Annotated in this window: 15 protein-coding genes; 8 read left to right on the top strand and 7 right to left on the bottom strand. The window is 67.3% G+C overall.

Features of this window, described 5'->3' with window-relative positions; translation table 11 throughout:
* Positions 1-256: 256 nt before the first annotated feature.
* Together D107_RS0107570 and D107_RS0107565 are read right to left on the bottom strand one after the other, a co-directional pair.
* Positions 257-2,167: a methyl-accepting chemotaxis protein gene (locus tag D107_RS0107570; RefSeq protein ID WP_018881170.1), complete on the bottom strand. Its 1,911-nt coding sequence runs from the start codon at positions 2,165-2,167 to the stop codon at positions 257-259.
* 179 nt (positions 2,168-2,346) lie between these two features.
* Complete coding sequence (locus D107_RS0107565; RefSeq protein WP_018881169.1) at positions 2,347-3,849, bottom strand: DASS family sodium-coupled anion symporter; 1,503 nt, start codon at positions 3,847-3,849, stop codon at positions 2,347-2,349.
* Positions 3,850-4,021: 172 nt separating this feature from the next.
* Here D107_RS0107565 and D107_RS0107560 point away from each other — a divergent pair, with 172 nt between their 5' ends.
* The 3 genes from D107_RS0107560 to argF all read left to right on the top strand — a co-directional run bounded on the left by D107_RS0107560 (position 4,022) and on the right by argF (position 6,828).
* On the top strand, positions 4,022-4,603 hold the full coding sequence (locus D107_RS0107560) for a superoxide dismutase (protein WP_018867276.1): 582 nt from the start codon (positions 4,022-4,024) through the stop codon (positions 4,601-4,603).
* Positions 4,604-4,705: 102 nt separating this feature from the next.
* Positions 4,706-5,902, top strand: coding sequence for an acetylornithine transaminase (locus tag D107_RS0107555; RefSeq protein ID WP_018881168.1), 1,197 nt, complete (start codon positions 4,706-4,708; stop codon positions 5,900-5,902).
* A complete protein-coding gene (gene argF, locus D107_RS0107550; RefSeq protein ID WP_018878939.1) occupies positions 5,899-6,828 on the top strand; it encodes an ornithine carbamoyltransferase in 930 nt (309 codons plus the stop codon). The genes D107_RS0107555 and argF overlap by 4 nt, the downstream gene beginning before the upstream one ends.
* A 164-nt stretch (positions 6,829-6,992) precedes the next feature.
* On the opposite strand, the gene D107_RS0107545 is transcribed toward argF, so the two are convergent.
* Together D107_RS0107545 and msrP are read right to left on the bottom strand one after the other, a co-directional pair.
* Positions 6,993-7,640, bottom strand: coding sequence for a sulfite oxidase heme-binding subunit YedZ (locus tag D107_RS0107545; protein WP_018881167.1), 648 nt, complete (start codon positions 7,638-7,640; stop codon positions 6,993-6,995).
* A 12-nt stretch (positions 7,641-7,652) separates the two neighbouring features.
* Entirely contained in the window at positions 7,653-8,630 is a 978-nt protein-coding gene (msrP, locus tag D107_RS0107540; protein WP_018881166.1) for a protein-methionine-sulfoxide reductase catalytic subunit MsrP, read from the bottom strand.
* Positions 8,631-8,844: 214 nt separating this feature from the next.
* Here msrP and D107_RS0107535 point away from each other — a divergent pair, with 214 nt between their 5' ends.
* Positions 8,845-9,045: a PA3496 family putative envelope integrity protein gene (locus D107_RS0107535; protein ID WP_018881165.1), complete on the top strand. Its 201-nt coding sequence runs from the start codon at positions 8,845-8,847 to the stop codon at positions 9,043-9,045.
* A gap of 292 nt (positions 9,046-9,337) precedes the next feature.
* Here the strand turns inward: D107_RS0107535 and D107_RS0107530 are convergent, their stop codons facing one another.
* The 3 genes from D107_RS0107530 to D107_RS0107520 form a co-directional block, all read right to left on the bottom strand.
* Positions 9,338-10,477: a lipocalin-like domain-containing protein gene (locus D107_RS0107530; protein WP_018881164.1), complete on the bottom strand. Its 1,140-nt coding sequence runs from the start codon at positions 10,475-10,477 to the stop codon at positions 9,338-9,340.
* A gap of 131 nt (positions 10,478-10,608) precedes the next feature.
* Positions 10,609-13,149, bottom strand: a complete 2,541-nt coding sequence (locus D107_RS0107525) for an ABC transporter permease (RefSeq protein ID WP_018881163.1) — start codon at positions 13,147-13,149, stop codon at positions 10,609-10,611.
* Positions 13,146-13,862 (bottom strand): ABC transporter ATP-binding protein, encoded by a 717-nt coding sequence (locus D107_RS0107520; protein ID WP_026280771.1) that lies wholly within the window; start codon positions 13,860-13,862, stop codon positions 13,146-13,148. Before D107_RS0107520 ends, D107_RS0107525 begins: the two co-directional genes overlap by 4 nt.
* 451 nt (positions 13,863-14,313) lie before the next feature.
* On the opposite strand from D107_RS0107520, the gene mgtE (D107_RS0107515) reads away from it, so the two are divergent.
* The 4 genes from mgtE (D107_RS0107515) to D107_RS0107500 all read left to right on the top strand — a co-directional run bounded on the left by mgtE (D107_RS0107515) (position 14,314) and on the right by D107_RS0107500 (position 18,323).
* A complete protein-coding gene (mgtE, locus tag D107_RS0107515) occupies positions 14,314-15,672 on the top strand; it encodes a magnesium transporter (protein WP_018877555.1) in 1,359 nt (452 codons plus the stop codon).
* A gap of 12 nt (positions 15,673-15,684) precedes the next feature.
* Positions 15,685-17,043, top strand: a complete 1,359-nt coding sequence (mgtE, locus tag D107_RS0107510) for a magnesium transporter (RefSeq protein WP_018881161.1) — start codon at positions 15,685-15,687, stop codon at positions 17,041-17,043.
* 616 nt (positions 17,044-17,659) lie between these two features.
* On the top strand, positions 17,660-17,908 hold the full coding sequence (locus D107_RS0107505) for a type II toxin-antitoxin system Phd/YefM family antitoxin (protein ID WP_017926719.1): 249 nt from the start codon (positions 17,660-17,662) through the stop codon (positions 17,906-17,908).
* Positions 17,901-18,323, top strand: coding sequence for a putative toxin-antitoxin system toxin component, PIN family (locus tag D107_RS0107500; protein ID WP_018881160.1), 423 nt, complete (start codon positions 17,901-17,903; stop codon positions 18,321-18,323). Before D107_RS0107505 ends, D107_RS0107500 begins: the two co-directional genes overlap by 8 nt.
* The last annotated feature ends 316 nt before the right edge of the window (positions 18,324-18,639 follow it).

The raw sequence follows: 18,639 nt of genomic DNA, 5'->3' as shown, positions 1-18,639 counted from the left end.
GCGAAGCCCCCGCCCGCGTCCGCTCGAGCACCAGCCCTCCAACCAACCCTCCCCGTCAGACCGTGCCCGATCCATTACCCCATCAATCTCGCTTCCAATCTTCCCCGCTTCCTGTAGACCGGTTTTCGCCATCGAACCAGCCCTTCTTCGTGCCTTCGTGCACTTCGTGGTGAATCAAGCCGTTCAACCACACACGCATGAAAAAGCCCGCCACCCCAAAAGGATGGCGGGCTCGGCTCCCGGCAACTGATCGTGATCAGACCTTGAACTGACCCACGCGCTGCTGCTGCTCGGAGGCCAGCTTGGACAGCTCCTCGGACGCATTGCGGATCTGCTCCGAACCCGACGCGGTCTGATCCAGCACCTCGGTGATGTTGGCCACGTTGCGGTTGATCTCCTCGGCCACCGTGGACTGTTCCTCGGCGGCGCTGGCGATCTGCGTGTTCATGTCGCTGATGCGGGTGACGGATTGCGTAATCGCGACCAGCGACTCGCCGGCCAGGTTCACCTGCTCCACGCTCTCGTGGGCCTTGGCACGGCCGTCTTCCATCGCCTGCACCGCCTCGCGCGTGCCGGTCTGGACCCGCTCGATCATCTGCTGGATCTCGTGGGTCGAGTCCTGGGTGCGGCTGGCCAGCGTGCGCACCTCGTCCGCCACCACCGCGAAGCCGCGACCCTGCTCGCCGGCGCGGGCGGCCTCGATCGCCGCGTTCAGCGCCAGCAGGTTGGTCTGATCGGCAATGTCGCCGATCACCTCGAGGACCTTGTTGATCTCCTCGGCGTCCTGCGAAAGACGACTGACCACCTCGGCGGCGCTGTCCACCTGAGTGGACAGGCCATTGATCGCGGTGACCGTCTTCTGCACCACCTGCTGGCCGGCGTTCGCATCCTGATCGGTGGTCTGCGCGGCGGCGGCGGCGTCCGCCGCATTCCGGGCCACTTCCTGCACGGTGGCCGTCATCTCGTTCATCGCGGTGGCGACCTGGTCGGTCTCCGCCTTCTGGCGGCGGACCTGCTCGTTGGTCTCCTCGCTGGTCGCGGACAGCTCGTTGGCCGCGGCCGCTACCTGGTCGGAACCGGCCGCCACCTGCTGGATCAGCACCCGGATCTTCTCCACGAAGTTATTGAAAGCGATGGAGAGATCCCCCAGCTCGTTCTTGCCGGATACCTTCAGCTGACGCGTCAGGTCCCCTTCGCCACTAGCGATGTCGTTCAGCCGGTCCACGGTCTGGCACAACGGCCGCACGATGCTGCGCGTCAGGAACCAGGCCAGCAGCGCGCCCAGGACCACAGCAATCACGCCGACCATCACCACGGTACCTGTGGCATTGCGCGCCATGTCGACATAGGCACTGCGATCGACCATCAGCTCGAGGACGCCCACCGCGTCCCCGGAGAAGTCCATCACCGGCCGCGCGATCACCGCCATCGGCTTGCCCTGGTAGGTCACGTTGCGCACGTGTCGCTCGCCACCGAGCACCTCGCGCATCTCGGCGGCGCTGAAGGTGGCCTCGCCATCGATGGTGCCGCCAAAGCGGCTGAAACGTCCGTCGTCCCGCAGGTACAGCGCGACCGGCGCCCCCAGCTCCTCGGTAAACTGCTCGAAGAAGGGATCACCGAAGGACAGGCCAAACTCCACCGAGCCCACGTGCTCACCGTTATGGGCGATCGGCACGACACCTCGAATCCCGAGGCCCGCCACACCCTCTTCCAGACCGGAGATCGGCGCCTGGTTATTGTTGGTATCGACCACGGTCTGGCGGAAGCCGGACAGGTCGTCATCGAAGCGGTCCGGACGATGCACGCGCAGGAAGGACGTCGCCGGCGGCGTATGGAACTGGTACTGGCGCACCCCGTAGTCCGTGCTCAGCGACTCGAAGGTCGGCACGGTCATCGCAGCCAGCCGTTCGCGATCGCCCGTGGCCAATGCCTCCTGGATATCCGGGATGCGGGCGACCGTCTCGGCCATCGCCGTGGCTCGCGCCGCCTCCTGGTCCAGCCGATCCAGCAACTGTCCGGCCAGGTCGTTCAGCTCGCGCTGCTCGGCGCGGTCCGCCATCGTGCCCAGGGCGTTCATCACCACCACCAGCGTCAGCACCACGGCGAGCACGACCACGCCGATGATGCCCACCATGAGCCGCACGCCAATCCGGATATTGTCAAACATGTCTGCGCGTCCTTTCCTGCACCGGTCACGGCCGGCTTCAGAATCAAGATTCAGGTCAGTCGTCCTACCTAGCGGCGGCGAATCCTAAAACTTGAATACGAAGGTACTTTCTTCCCCACAGGTTCTCAGGGGACAAGATTGCTTCGGTGGGCCGCTTCCGAGCTCCGCGCTCAGACGGGCTACAACAACAGAATCTCGGCAAACGCGTAGACCACCAGGCTGATCAGCACCAGCGCCAGCACCGAGAGCAATGCCCCGCCACGCACCATGTCCAGCACCCGCAGCCGGTTGCTGGCGAACACGATGGCGTTGGGTGGCGTCGCCACCGGCAGCATGAAGGCCACCGATGCCGCAAACGCCACCGGCAGGGCCAACAGCAGTACGGGCACCTCCATGCTCAGCGCGAACGCGGTCACCAGCGGCAACAGCGTGGCCGCCGTGGCGGTATTGCTCGTCACATGACTCAGGGTCATGGTCAGGAGCGCCACCCCGGCCATGATCAGGATCAGCGGCCAGGCCTGGGCGATCACCAGGGCATCCGCCGCCAGCTCCGCCAGCCCGCTGGACTCGATCGCCGCACCCAGGCTCAAGCCCCCGCCTACCAGCAACAGCACGCCCCAGGGGAGCTCGCGCGTATTGTCCCAGCTCAGCAGCCGGCGCTGTTCGCGCGACCCCGACGGGACCAGGAACAGCAACCCGGCCCCGAGGATCGCGATGCCGGCATCGGTCAGCGAGATCGGTAGCCAGCCCTCGAGCAGCGGCCGTGTCAGCCAGGCCAGCGCAACCAGCAGAAACACCCCGGCCACCCGCTTTTCCGCGACCGACCAGGGGCCCACGGTCGCGCGCTGTTCGTCCAGCAGCGCGCGCAGACCGTTCAGCTCCACCCGGTGCACCGGAAACACCCAGCGAGTCAGCGACCACCACGCAAGGGCCAGCAGCACCGCCGCCAGCGGCAGCCCCAGGGTCATCCATTCCAGGAACCCGATCTCCATCCCGTGGCGATCCCCGAGGTACGCGGCCGTCAGGGCATTCGGCGGCGAACCGATGATGGTCGCCATGCCCCCGATGTTCGCGGCGAACGCGATGCCCAGCAGGAGCGCCAGGGCCGGGCGTCGCGATTCCATGTCCGGCCCCTGTGGAGACGCGCCGCGCTCGATCAGTCCAAGCACCGAGAGCGCGATCGGCAGCATCAGGGCCGCCGTCGCGGTATTGCTGACCCACATGGACAACCCCGCCGTGGCCAGCATGAAGGCCCCCACGAGCACATGCAGGCGATTGCCGGCGCGCGCCACGATCGCCAGCGCCATGCGCCGGTGGAGATCCCAGCGCTGCACGGCCAGGGCAATGGCGAAGCCGCCCATGAACAGGAAAATGATCGGATTCGCGTACGGCGCGGTGGCCTCGTCCATGGGCACGATGTCGAGCACCGGCAGGACCGCGATCGGCAGGAGCGCCGTCACCGGCAGCGGCAGGGCCTCGCTGATCCACCAGGTCGCCATGAACAGCGTCAGGCCCAGAACCCGCCAGGCCGCCGGATCGAACCCCGCCGGGGCCGGCACCAGCAGGAAGATGACGAAGATCGCCGGCCCCAGCAACAGACCGATGCGCCCGCGCCAGTTCACCGGAGGGGTCTTTTCCGGTTGGGTGTCGCGTTGCCCTGCCGTGTCCTCGGTCGCTGCCATGGGCCTCTTTCGTCGGTCAAACATCAGGGTATACGGCCCGGGCCAAAACCAACCCGTACCATCGGAAATTGCATCGTCCGGGCAACGTGACTATCGTTGTCCCGTTATGCGGCGTCCCCGTTTCGGGACGCTGCCACAGCAGTTTCTCACGACACTGTCCAAGGAGTCTTTCATGGCCTACGAACTGCCCGATCTGCCCTACGCCAAGAACGCGCTGGAGCCGCACATCTCCGCCGAGACGCTGGAATACCATCACGACAAGCACCACGCGACCTACGTGACCAAGCTGAACGGCCTGCTGCCGGGCTCCGAGTTCGAAAACGCCACGCTGGAAGACATCATCAAGAAGGCCCCGGCCGGCGGCATCTTCAACAACGGCGCCCAGGTCTGGAACCACACCTTCTACTTCAACTGCATGGCCCCGAACGCCGGCGGCGAGCCCTCGGGCAAGCTGGCCGATGCCATCAACAGCGCCTTCGGCTCTTTCGACGCCTTCAAGGAGAAGTTCAACGAGTCCGCCGTTGGCAACTTCGGCTCCGGCTGGACCTGGCTGGTGCAGAACAATGATGGCTCGGTGGAGATCGTCAACACCTCCAACGCCGCGAACCCGCTGCGCGACGGCAAGACCCCGCTGCTGACCTGCGACGTCTGGGAACACGCCTACTACATCGACTACCGCAACGCCCGCCCGAAGTACCTCGAGAACTTCTGGGCCGTGGTGAACTGGGACTTTGTGGCCCAGCAGATGAAGTAAAGTCCCAAGCGGACTAAACTAGGCGCCTTTGGCCGCATGACGCGGCCGCGCCTTTCATCGAGCCGGCGGCCCTCCGCCGGCTCTTTGGTTTCGGAGAACCCCATGAGCGACGCCCTGCAGAACACCTACAAGCGCCTGCCCGTTGCCTTCGAGCGCGGCGAAGGCGCCTGGCTGTGGGATACCGACGGCAAGCGCTATCTCGACGCCCTGTCCGGCATTGCCGTGTGCGGCCTCGGCCACGCCCACCCCAAGGTGGCCCAGGCCGTCTGCGACCAGGCCAGCACCCTGGTGCACACCTCCAACCTCTACCGCATCCCGCTGCAGGAACAGCTGGCGCGGCGCCTGTGCAAGCTGTCCGGCATGGATCGCGCCTTCTTCTGCAACTCGGGGGCCGAGGCCAACGAGGCGGCGATCAAGCTCGCCCGCCTGCATGGCCGTGCCCGCGGGATCGCCGAGCCGAAGATCGTGGTGATGGAGGGCAGCTTCCATGGCCGCACCATGGCCACCCTGTCCGCCACCGGCAACGCGAAGGTCCGGGCCGGATTCGAGCCGCTGGTATCGGGCTTTGTGCATGTGCCCCACGGCGACGCCGAGGCCGTCGAAGCCCTGGCGGCCGACCCGGACGTCGTCGCGATCCTGGTGGAGCCGGTCACCGGCGAGGGCGGCATCCATGTCCCGCCGCCCGGCTACCTGCGCCGCCTGCGCGAACTGGCCGACCAGCACGGCTGGCTGCTGATGCTGGACGAGATCCAGGCCGGCATCGGCCGTACCGGGCACTGGTTCGCCTTCCAGCACGAGGGCATCACCCCGGATGTGGTCAGCCTGGCCAAGGGTCTCGGCAACGGCATCCCCATTGGCGCCAATCTGGTGGCCGGTGCCGCCCGCGAGCTCTTCAGCCCGGGCATGCACGGCACCACGTTTGGCGGCAACCCGCTGGTGTGCCGGGCGGCGCTGGCCGTACTCGATGTGATGCAGGACGAGGCCCTGTGCGAACAGGCGTCCCGTCAGGGCGAGCTCCTGCTGAAACGGCTGCACGACCGCCTCGCGGACCATGCGGGCGTCGTCGCCGTGCGTGGCCGCGGTCTGATGATCGGGGTCGAACTGGACCGCCCGGCCGGCGAGCTGGTCATGGCGGCGCTGGAGCGGGGGCTGATCCTGAACGTGACCGCGGATCGGGTCATTCGCCTGTTGCCACCGCTGATCATCGACGACGACCAGGTGGAACAGATCGCCGTAACCGTAGCCGACCTGGTGGACGCGTTCCTGGCGTCACCCCAAGCCAACGAGGTCTCCGCATGAACCCACGCCACTACCTCTCGTTCCTGGATCTCTCCGGCGACGAAACCCGGGCCCTGCTGCAGCGCGCCATCGAGCTCAAGCAGCAACTGAAGGCCGGCGAGCACCACGACGACCTGCTGCGCGGCAAGACCCTCGGCATGATCTTCGAGAAGTCCTCCACCCGCACCCGCGTGTCGTTCGAAGTGGGCATGCAGCAGCTGGGCGGCAACGCCCTGTTCCTGTCCCCGCGCGACACCCAGCTGGGACGCGGCGAGCCGATCGAGGACACCGCCCGCGTGCTCTCGCGCATGGTCGACTGCGTGATGATCCGCACCTACGAACACGAAAAGATCGAGCTGTTCGCCAAGCACGCCACGGTGCCGGTGATCAACGGCCTGACCGATCTCGAGCATCCGGCCCAGCTGCTGGCCGACCTGCAGACCTACTTCGAGCATCGCGGCGACATCCGCGGCAAGCGCGTCGCCTGGATCGGCGACGGCAACAACATGTGCCACAGCTACATGTACGCCGCGCGCCTGCTGGGCTTCCAGCTGGTGGCCGCCTGCCCCGAGGGCTACGACCCGGAGCCCAGCGTGGTCGATACCACGCGCGAACACTTCGAGCTGACCCGCGATGCCCGCGCCGCCGCCGAGGGTGCGGATCTGGTCGTCACCGACGTCTGGGCCAGCATGGGGCAGGAACAGGAAAAGAGCGCCCGCCGCCGGGCCTTCTCCGGATTCTTCGTCGATGCCGACCTGATGCGGCTCGCCAACGACGACGCCCTGTTCATGCACTGTCTCCCCGCCCACCGCGAGGAAGAGGTCTCCACCGAGGTTTTGGAAGGCCCGCAAAGCGTCGTCTGGGACGAGGCCGAAAACCGCCTCCACGCCCAGAAGGCCCTGCTCGAATTCCTCATCACCCTTAACGCCGACCAGCGCACGTCGTAAGGGCGAAAAGCGTTAACAGGAAGATGGGAAGTTAGGAAGGGTTATTGGTGAGGTGGCATCCCCGGCGCGGCGGCTAGCATCGCGCGGTGGGCGAAATCTCGGCCCCCACAATCAAAACCTTCCTGTCTTCCCATCTTCCTGTGAAACGCCCTTGACCTGAACCTTCAGGCGAGCGCGCGGCGGCGGGCATGGATGCGCCGGCGGGTCTGCCAGCGGTAGACGACGCGCCAGCCGAGCAGGAAGGCCAGGATGGCCGCGTACAGCGCGACCTCGGCATAGTCGGCCCGCGCGAGCCACAGGAAATGCAGGATAGCCAGCACGCCGGCCACGTACACCCCGCGGTGCAGCCAGACCCACCCCTTCTTGAGCCAGCGCTGGGCACCATCGGTGGAGGTGACCGCCAGCGCCAGCAGGATCACCCAGGCGGCGAAACCGACCATCACGAACGGGCGCTCGGTCAGGTCGTAGAGCACCAGTTCCCAGTCGAAGAACAGGTCCACCCCCAGCCAGATCAGGGCGTGCGCGGTCACGTAACCGAACGCGACCAGCCCCAGCATCCGCCGCAACCGGGTGAGCCACGCCAGCCCGGTCATCTGCCGCAACGGGGTCACCGCCAACGCCACCAGCAGCGCGATCATCGCGTGCGTGCCGGATAGCTCCAGCAGCTTCTCGATCGGGTTCACACCCAACCCGCCGAACCAGCCAAGCGTACGCAAGCCGATCCACATGGCCGGCAGAAGCGCCACCAACAGGACGGCCCACCACACACCGGTGGGCGGACGGGACCGGGCTCGACGGGTTGTGGCGGTCATGCCCCCATCCCGTCAGAAGTGCTCGCGCAGGTCCATGCCCTCGTACAGCGACGCCACCTCGTCCCCGTAACCGTTGAACATCTCCGTGCGCCGGCGCCGGAACTCGCCGATGCGGCGCTCGGTGCGCTGCGACCAGCGCGGATGATCCACGTCCGGATTCACGTTGCTGTAAAAGCCGTACTCGTCAGGCTGCGCCTGGTTCCACAGGGTCGGTGGCTGGCCCTCGACGAAGCGGATGTGCTGAATGGACTTGATGCTCTTGAAGCCGTACTTCCACGGTACCACCAGCCGGATCGGCGCCCCGTTCTGGTTAGGCAGCACCTCGTCGTACAGACCTACCGCGAGGATGGTCAGCGGGTGCATCGCCTCGTCCAGGCGCAGGCCCTCGGTATAGGGCCACTGCAAACCACCGGAACTGGCCCGGCGCCGGGGCCGCTGCCCCCGCAGGTTTTCGGGGTCGTGAATACTCTCGAACGCCACGTAGCGCGCACCCCCGCGCGGCTGCGCCTGCTCGATGATGCGGTTCAACTCGAAGCCGATCCAGGGGATCACCATCGACCAGCCTTCCACACAGCGCATGCGATAGATGCGCTCCTCCAGCGACCAGGGGCTGATGAAGTCCTCCACCGCGTACTCACCCGGGTTGTCGCACAGCCCGTCCACCGTGATCGTCCAGGGATCGGTCTTCAGCTGATCGGCGTAGGTCTTCGGATCCCCCTTCCCCGGGCCCATCTCGAAGAAGTTGTTGTAACTGGTGATCTCGTCGTACGAGGTCTTCGACTCGTCGGTGGAGAAATCGCTCGGCTCGAACTCCAGCGGATACCCCCGCAGCGCGGCGGAGGCCGGCAGCGCCGCGCCCAGCCCACCGAGCGCCAGACCAGCGCCCAGCCCGATCCCCGTTCGCAGGAAATCGCGCCGCCGCGCGTAGACCTCCGGCGGGGTAATCTCGCTACGGGAACACTCGGAACGACGTCGGGTGCGGATCAGCATGGCCTGCCCTCGCAACTGTTCGGCGGCGACGGGAAACGCCGCCACTCGTGCACCATGGACCAGCAGCGTCCGCTCGAGTTCGGATCGCGTACTCCATAAGGGAAAACGAGGAACAATAAGAATTTTCTGCTTGCGGGCCGGCCGAAACGGTATATAAGGCTTTTCTGATACCGCAGTCCGGGGTGGCCCGGCCGGCTTGTCAGGAGACCCGACAATGGACCCGACGATCGATGATGCGGCCGATGGCGCCGACGAGATCGCCAGCCTGTTCGACACTCAGCTCGTGAACGACCGCGGCCCGGCGCGTCACGCCGCCCGCCGCACCCTGGAACGCCTGATGGAAGAACGCGCCCTGCGCGCCCATCTTAAGGACGACTTCGACCTCGACATCCCGCACGAGGCGATGGACTGGTAACCCCCGGGGTGGCCTCGCGCCACCCCCTCCTGCGAGCCGCCCTGTTGCACCACAGAGGGCACAGACGACACGGAGAGAGGCCGGGTCGAAAGCGATTAACAGGAAGATTGGAAGGTAGGAAGGGTTGTTGTGGGGCGCCCGGGCACCCCCAGCGCGCGAGGGCTGATCCTGCCTCCGACGCAGCACTGCCGGACCCAAAAAACCTTCCGATCTTCCAATCTTCCTGTGAAAGCTTTTCGCTTTTGACCTGGCTGTTCTCTGTGTCCTCTGTGCGCTCTGTGGTCGAAACGCCCTAGTCCTCGTACCCCGTCAGCTCCACAAAGCCTCGCCCGATCGCCTCTCCGTCCGGATCGAGGATATCCACGGCGCCCTCCCAGTAGCGGATCACGGTATCCATCTCCTGTTCGTCGCGGATGGCGCGCACGGTGAATTCGCGTGACGCCGAGCCGTCCGGCGTCGCGATGCGCATGGCCCACTCCACCGGATAGCGATTGCCGGAGGGCTGTGTGGCCCAGCGCCGGGGCTCCAGTTCGACCTGGTCGGGCTCCAGCAGCCGGTCGTCGCCATCCGCCGGCATCCAGCGGCCCTTGGACAGCGGATGCGGCTCGCCTCCCTCCTTGCGCAGCTGGTAGTACATGACGTCCAGCCCGTCGTCGAACTGCAACGCGAACCAGTCCCAGCCCACCTGATCCTCGGACAGCGCACTGGTGCTCCACTCGCGGTCCATCCAGGCCTGACCGGTCACCGCCAGGCGCCCGTGCTCCGCGCGCTCGACCTCCCCGCGCACCGCGATGCGTGGCATGGAGTAGTAGTAGGAGGCATTGCCCGGCTCCGGGCCCTTCTGGCTGAGCCCCGCCTCGCCCTGGAGCACCGGGCCACGCCGGGGCTCCAGTTCCAGCGCCAGCCGGTAGTCGTCCACGCTGAAGTCGAGCGTCCAGCGGTCCTGGTCCAGATCCGCGAGCTGCCAGTCCTCGGCCCAAACCCGTCCGACCGGATCGGACGCCCCCGCCAGCCCCGCCCCGTCGCGCACGAAGCGCTCCTCGGAGGCATGGTGCCCGGCCTCGCGGTCGATCACCGCCGTATGCGCCATCCAGATATCCGGGCTGGCCCAGGCCGAGTCGTGCCAGCGCGCATCCCCCGCCAGCTCCGGCGCCAGCCCGACGCGGAAGAAGGTGATGTGAAAGCCCAGCCGCTCGCCCTCCGGCCCGTCGAGATTGCCGGTCACATACCACCACTCGTTGCGAAACCCCGGGTGCGGCCCGTGATCACGCGGAAACTCGAACACCCGCGGCGCATCCGCACGCCGGAACCCGTCCGTCTCCTCCCCGCCCAGGGCCTCGCCCACCCGCAATCCGGTCACCCCCGGATCATCGGTCTCGGGCGGATCCACACCCCCGCAGGCGCCCAACACCCCCACCATCATCAGCACCATAACCACCCGCAGGCGCAGCCCCAGTGGGAGCCTGCTTGCAGGCGAAGCCCCTGCCCGCGCTGGACCCTGCCAAACCCCATTCGCGGGCAAGCCCGCTCCCACATGTCCCAACCAACGCCTCATCCAGTCCATCACGGCACCTCTCTAAGGGCCGGCACCAGCCGCATGCGCGCCATCCGCCACGCCGGGATGGCCGAGGCCAGCAATGCCGCTCCGATCCCCAGCAGCACGGTCTCGACCACCTCGTCCCAGGGCAGACGCAGGTCCATCCCCCAGCCGAAGGCCTCGCGATTGATCACCTCGATCAGCAGCCAGCCCATGCCCAGCCCCAGCGGGATCGCCGCCAGCGCGGCAAACGTGCCGAGTACCCCGCCCTGCAGCACGACAAGACTACGCACGCCCCCGGGCAACAGCCCGAGGCTGCGCAGCGTGGCGAACTCGCGCGCCCGCTCCATCTGCAGCGCCATGAGCGCGCCCAGGATCGCGATGAAGGCCACCACCAGCGTGATCACCCGCAGCAAATGGGTAATGGCAAACGTCCGGTCGAAGATCGCCATCGACTCCTGCTCAATATCGCCCGGGCGCGTAACCAGGGCTGGGCGGTCCTGCTCTGCCAGCCATGCCTCCAGCCGTTCCACGACCGCTTCCACATCCACACCCGCCGGCAATCGCAGCCCGAACGACCCCACTCCGTCGGGTGGCATGCCCGCCCGGACAAAGGCCGCCTGGGTCATCAGCACAGTACCGCTCGGGTTGCCGTAATCACGGTAGATCCCGAGGACTTCGAAGGGGCGCTGGCCGCCGGGCACCGCCAGCGACAGCCGATCCCCCGGCCGAACGTCGTGGTGCGCCGCAAACGGCTCGGTCACCAGCACCGCATCCTCTGTCGCGAGCCGCTCCCCCAGCGCTTCACGCGCCACCGTGCTCTCCAAAAGCGGCAGATAATCCAGCCAGTTGGCATGCGGTCGCACCACATAGAGATCGACCAGGCCGCGCTCGCTGACGACCTCCTGACTGGACCCGGTACTGACCGACACGGCTCCCGAGCGCGCCACCAGGTCGGCCATCCAGTCCTCGGGCAGACGCGCACCACCGCGCGCCGAAGCCGGCGCCGCGGGCACCACGTAAAGATCCGACGTCAGCGCCTGGCCCAGCCACTGCTCCACACTGCCGCGAAAGCTGCCGACCATCACCGCCACGCCGATCGCTGCCGCCAGCGCCAGGGTCAGCGCCGAGGTAGCAGGCGCGCTGCGCGACAGGCTGCGCTCCAGGCTGCGCACCGCGATGCGCGGCAGGGTCACCCCGCGAACCAGCGCCGCCAGCCCGCGCAGCGTCCACACCAGTACCCAGGGCAGCAGCAACACCAATCCGGCAATCAACAGGAACAACGCCACGAAGCCGCCCACCAGCGCCCCCGCACCGGTGACGATCAAACCACCCCCCGCGAGCAACAGCGCCATGGACAGCACAGCCAGCCATGCCGCCCAGCGACGGGCACGGCGCTCCAGCCCCCCGCGCCCCGTGCTGCCCGCACCGGCCGCGCGCGCCGCCTCCCAGGCAGGGGCCAGCGCCGCCGCCAGCGACAGCCCCACTCCCAGCAGGAATACCGCCCCTAGGGCCAGCGGGCGCGGCGTCACCCCGGTTACTGCCACCGCGAAGAAGTGATCCGTGACGGTCTGCGCCACCTGCGCCACCAGCACCTGCGCCAGCGCAATGCCCAGTAGCGCGCCCAGCAGCGTCCCGATCACGCCGACCAGCAACGCCTCCAGCAACACCACGCCGAAGATCGCCCGCCGGCCTACACCGACCAGGCGCAGACTCGCGATCACCTCGCGGCGCCGGAGCACGGCAAAGGTCTGCGTGTTGTAGATCAAGAACGCCGCGATCAGCAGTGCCAGCAGGCTCATCGCCGTCAGGTTGGTGCGAAATGCCTGCGCCAGCTCGCGCGCGGCCTGTCCACGACTCTCCACCGGCACCAGCTCCAGTTCGGCGGGCAGAGCCTCGGCCAGCACATCGACCTCGGCATCCGTCAGCCGCACATCGATCCGATCCAGCCGCCCCAGCCGGTCGAGCAGCCCCTGCGCCGTGGCGACATCCGTCACCCACAGCGAGCCACCACCCTCATCGGTCGCGGCGTCCGCCTGGTCGCGCTCGGCCGCGCGATCAATGACCGTCACCTCGCGCGCACCCCCCGCCGCCTCCAGCGTCACACGCGACCCATGAGCCCGGCCCGAATCGCGGAACCAGCCCACCGGCGGCAGAATCGTCCCCGGCTCGGTCACCAGCCGCTGCACCGGGGCATCCCCGATATCCGAAGCCGCGCCGCGAAACGGCCCCTCGGCCAGAGGATCGACACCCAGCACATAGATCGTGCTGCCGTCCGGCAGACGGGCCGGCCCCTCCACGATCGGAGCGGTATCACGCCATCCGGCCACACGCAGCTCGCGGTACAAGGCCTCGTCGAACCCGCTGGCCGGCCCGAGGACCTGGTGCGTCGCAGCTCCCGCAACCTCGTCCATCGAGCGGTCAAACGCCCGCTGGGCCGACTGGTTCGCCAGGTCCACCGCGAGCACCACGGCCACGCCAATGATCACCCCCACCAGCGTCAGCAACCGCTGCAGCGGCCGCCGGCGCCAGTCGCGCAGCCAGGCTCGCAGGACCAGAAGGCTCATGCGGAAGCGGCTTCCGTGGAACCGGCCGACTGCAGAAGCCCGTCGCGCATGGTCAGAACCCGGTCCAGCCGACCCGCCAGTTCATGACTGTGGGTCACCAGCAGCAACGAACAACCGGTGGCCCGAGCCTGCTCCAGCAACAGGGCAAACACCGTCTCGCCGGTGCGCGAGTCGAGGTTGCCGGTGGGCTCGTCCGCCAGGATCAGCGCGGGTTCGTGCACCAGCGCCCGCGCGATCGCGACGCGTTGCTGCTCGCCCCCGGACAGGGCCTCCGGATACCGCGCGCCCTTGTCGCCCAGCCCCACCGCCTCCAGCTGCGCCGCGGCGCGCTCGCGGCGTTCGCCGGCAGACAAGTCTGTCGCCAGCTCCAGTGGCAGCATCACATTCTCCAGCACGGTCAGCGTCGGAATCAGGTGAAACGACTGGAACACGATCCCCACGCGGCCCCGCCGCAGGCGCGTGCGCGCCGCCTCGTCCAGCCCCGCCAGCGCCTGCCCCGTAAGGTGCACCTGGCCGCGCGCCGCCGCCTCCAGCCCGGCCGCCAGATGCAGCAGGGTGGACTTGCCGCTGCCGCTTTCGCCGACGATCGCCACCCGCTCCCCGGCGCGAAGCGCGAAATTCACCCCGTGCAGCACCTCCCCCTCGCCGGGGTAGGCAAACGCCACATCGGTCAGCGACAGCACCACGCCTTCTACAGAGCCTTGTTGCTCCATCGCACACCTTCTCAATCACACGAATCTTCGCCTGCGAGCAGGCTCCTACCCGGCAAGGGAACCTCCCCGTAGGAGCCTGCTCGCAGGCGAACAATCCTCATTGAACACCCCGCACCCTCTGCCCCCCTGCAGACCATGAAGAGTAGATGAATGTTTCAAAACCCCGCACAAGCGGTTGATTGAGGCCCGTCATCCGTTAGAATAAGTAGCATGTCCACACGCGGGAACACGCCTTGAAACGTCGATCACGAAGTCGATCTATCCGCGCCTAGCGGCAAGCGCCCGTTCCCCGACCGGTCGCTTCCGTCAGGCCTCTTTGATCAAAGAGCCGGGAGCGGCCGGGCCCAGCCCGACCCGAACCTGGACCATCCACCGCATCCGTGCGGCGCCTCGCCGGTCTGTGCCCGAGCACAGTCCACTCCGAGCGCCCCGATGCCGCCGGGAGAAGGGCATGGAGCTTCACCTCGAACAGTCCATCATCGAGCTGAAGGAGTTGTTGCGTCTGGACGACCGCGACGGGCTCCACGAGTTGCTCGACTACATGCGCGTGCAGGATATCGCCCACGCGCTGATGGAGCTGGGCGACGATGACCTCTGCGCCGTGTTCAACCTGCTGCCGCCCGGGCGCAAGGCGGACGTGTTCGCCTACCTCGACACGGCACATCAGATCCGCCTGCTGGAGGCCTCCCCGCGCGAGGATGCCCGCTTCATCCTCTCCGAGATGGAGGCGGACGACCTCACCGCCCTGCTCCAGACCCTGGACCCGGACACCCTGCGCGGCTACCTGCGCCTGCTGCCGTTCCGGGCGATCCGCCGGGCGCTCAAGCAGCTCAACTACCCGGAAGACTCGGTCGGCCGCGTGATGTCGCCGGACGTGGTCGCGGTGGACCCCGACTGGACCCTCAAGCGCGCACTGGCGTTCATCCGCCGCAACGCCGACGAGCACTCCAACAACGTGATCTTCGTGGTCGACCAGGACCGCGTCCTCCTGGCCGCCGTGCCCATCCGCCACTTCCTCCGCGCCAGTGCCGACAGCCCGGTGCGCGACCTGCTGGGCGAGGGCGAGCCGATCACCATCGCCGTGTCCGAGGACGCGGTGGAGGCCGCCCGCCGCATCCAGCACTACGACCTGGAGACCCTTCCCGTCGTCGGCGAGACCGGCGAGCTGCTGGGCGTGGTCACGGTGGACGACGTAATGGACCTGATCGAGGCCGAATCCACCGAGGACTTCCACAAGCTGGGCTCGGTGGGCACCCTGCCCCTGTCGCCGCAGGAGGCGAGCCCGTTCCTGCTCTATCGCAAGCGGATCGGCTGGCTGCTGGGCCTGGTGGCCTTCAATACCATCGGCGCCATGATGATCTCCCAGTACGAAGAGATCATCGAAGCGGTGGTGGTACTGGTGTTCTTCCTCCCGCTGCTGATCGCCTCCGGTGGTAACGCAGGCGCGCAAAGCTCCACGCTGATGGTGCGTGCCATGGCCACCGGCGAGGTCACCGCCCGCGACTGGCTCAAGCTGTGGGCCAAGGAGATGGGCGTCTCCGTGACCCTGGGCGTCAGCATGGGCGTGGCGGTCTCGCTGGTCGGCCTGTGGCGCGGCGGCCCGGAGATCGCACTGCTGGTCGCCCTGGCCATGACCGTCATCGTCACCGTGGCCAGCATCCTCGGCATGCTGCTGCCGGTGGTCCTGAACAAGCTCCGCCTCGATCCGGCCACGGCCAGCGTCCCGCTGGTCACTTCGCTCGCCGACATCGGCGGTATCCTGATCTACTTCTCGCTAGCCGTAGCCCTGCTCGGCCTGGCGACTCCGTAAGAGACCTCGCGCATGAGCGCCACCGAACCCGATCTCGAGACCCTGCCGCAGGTGATCGCCGACGCCCTGGACGAACCGGAGGCGGACGTCCTGCAGGCAATCTGCGGCTCCTACGCCGCGCCGGACCTCTCCGACGCACTGGAGGCCCTGCCGGCCGAGCGGATGGAGGCGTTCTTCCAGCGCCTGGACGTCGAGTGCACGGCAGAGATCTACGCCCACCTGGAACCGGACCATCAGTCACGGGTGTTCCAGGCGCTGGACGACGCGCACGCCAGCCGCCTGGTTGCCGCGCTGTCCTACGACGACGCCGTCTCCGTCATCGACGGCCTGGAGGACAAAGAGGCCGAATCCCTGCTCGAGACCCTCCCGGACGACGACCAGGAGGCCCTGGAGACCCTACTCGGCTACCCGGAGGAGAGCGCCGGGCGCCTGATGACGCCCGAGTTCGCCACCGTCCAGCCGGACTGGTCCGTGGCCGAGGCCATGGATCACCTGCGTGAACACAGCGATCTGGCCGAGACCGTCAATACCATCTTCGTGATCACACCCAACGGCGAACTGCTCGGCTGGGTGCGCCTGAAGGAGCTGTTGCTGTCGCGTCCGTCCACCAGCGTGCGCGAACGCATGCACACGGATGTCGTCAGCATCGCGGCGGAGGAAGACCGCGAAGAGGCCGCCCACCGCATCTCCCACTACGACCTGGACGTGCTCCCGGTCGTGGACGACGACGGACACCTGCTCGGCATCATCACCGTCGACGACGTGATGGACGTGCTGCGCGCCGAGACCACCGAGGATTTCCACCGCATGGCGGCGGTCGGCGACGTCGTGCTCTCTCTGCGCGACGCCAGCATGCAGCTCCTCTACCGCAAGCGCATCGGCTGGCTGGTGATCCTGGTCGCCGTGAACATCCTCTCCGGCATGGCCATCGCCCACTTCGAGGCCGCCATCGAGACCGTCGTGGCGCTGATCTTCTTCCTGCCCATGGTCATCGCCACCGGGGGCAACGCCGGCGCCCAGGCCTCCACGCTCGTGGTGCGCTCACTGGCCACCAACGACATCAAACTCCAGGACTGGTGGCGCCTGGGCGGCAAGGAGATCCTCGTCTCCTCCGCCCTGGGTGCCACCCTCGCCGGCGCCATCTGGCTCTCCGGCAACTGGCTGGGCAGCTTCGAGGTCGCCAACGCCATCGCGCTGGGCATGTTCCTGGTCGTCCTGTTCGGCTCCATGTTCGGCCTGCTACTCCCCTTCACCCTCACCCGCTTCGGCGTCGACCCGGCCGTCGCCAGCGCCCCGCTGATCACCTCCGTCGTCGACGTCGTCGGCATCACCATCTACTTCGCCACCGCCGTCGCCATCCTCGGCCTCTGATTCGCATTCTCCGTAGGAGCCTGCTTGCAGGCGAAGCCCCTGCCAACGCCTGGCCGGCACCGAAACACCACCCTCCCCGCGGGCGCCCCCTTCTGGCAACGCCCTTCGTGGGAGCGGACTTTGTGGGAGCGGGCTCGCCCGCGAAGCCCCCGCCAAAGTGTGACCCCAGCACCGCACCACCGTAGAAGAAGTCCCTGTGCAAACGACCTCTGGGGAGGCAGAGCCCTGGGCGAGCGCCCTTCGTGAGAGCAGGCCTGCCCGCGAAACCCTCGCCAAAGTATGACACCCGCACCGTGCCACCCCCTCGTTACCGCTCTCGAGCACCACCCCACCAGGCCCGCGACAAGCCCGAGCCTGCCCCCCTCATACCGGCAGCCCCCGTCATCCCGGCCGCAGCGAAGCGAAGAGCCGGGATCTCCGCCGATGAGCGAAACCCACCGCATCCCGGACCACCACCGAGGACCACCCGGAACAACGACGAAATCGGCAACAGCGCCCTTGGCACGCATCAACGGCCCAATCCACAAACCGATCGCCTGAACCCGATACCGCCGCCGATAGCGCTACCCCTAGCTATTTTGTACAATCTGTACCTAATAGACAGAAGGGAACCGACATGCGTACCGTCAGCGCAAGCGAAGCCAAGCAGGGCTTGGCAGCCGTCATCGAATCCGCGCGCAAGGAGCCCGTCATCATCCAGCGCCAGAAACGCGATGTGGCCGTGGTCCTTTCGCCCGAAGAATACGAGCGCCTGGTCCACCTGAACGTGAATGAGTTCCGCCGGTTCTGCGACCAGATCGGTGGCAAGGCCGAAGCGGCCGGCCTGACCCAGGAAAAGCTCGACCAACTGCTCGCGGATGACTGAGTCCAACCGGCAGCGTCGGTGGGTACTGGACACGAACCTGCTCGTCAGTCGCCTCCTGGTTCCATCCGGCCCTGCGGCGCGGGCCGTTGACCACGCTCTCGACCGGGGCATTCTCCTGGTCTCGGAGGCCACCCTCGACGAGCTCGTCCAGGTTCTCTCGCGCCCCAAATTCGATCCCTACATCAGTCAAGCGGAGCGACAGCAGTTCATCCGCCTGCTGGGGGGCATTGCACGGTTCGTTGCGATCACCACCCCAATCACGGCCTGTCGCGATCCGAAAGACGACAAGTTCCTCGAAGTCGCCGTCCACGGCGAGGCCCATGCCATCGTCACCGGAGACGCCGACCTGCTCGACCTCGATCCCTTCCACGGCATCCGCATCCTCCGCCCAGCCGATCTACTCGCCCAGCGCTGAACCGCACCCGCACCAAAACCACTTGTCGGGCAGAGCCTTGTCCACCCTGTAGGAGCCGCCTTGGCGGCGAAGCACCTGCCAGCGCGTAATCCGCCCCGTCGCACCCCTGGCCCACCGGCCACCGCGCTGCGAAGAGCCGGGGTCGCCTCCAGTGACAAAACCCCCAAACAAACTGACCGCCCGCGTCACTTGGGGTGACCATTTTTGTCACGTGACACATCTGAACCGCCGTATGTCGTGACCCAAACCCCAAACCGAATGGCCACACAGCGCTGTTTATCCGGGTTCTGATGTTCCTGGCACACCCATTGCATCT

This window comes from Thioalkalivibrio sp. ALE30, assembly GCF_000377465.1.
In the GTDB taxonomy this organism is placed as follows: Bacteria; Pseudomonadota; Gammaproteobacteria; order Ectothiorhodospirales; family Ectothiorhodospiraceae; genus Thioalkalivibrio.
The sequence above is the reverse complement of the archived record's forward strand: the minus strand, read 5'-3'. Positions and strand labels throughout refer to the sequence as shown.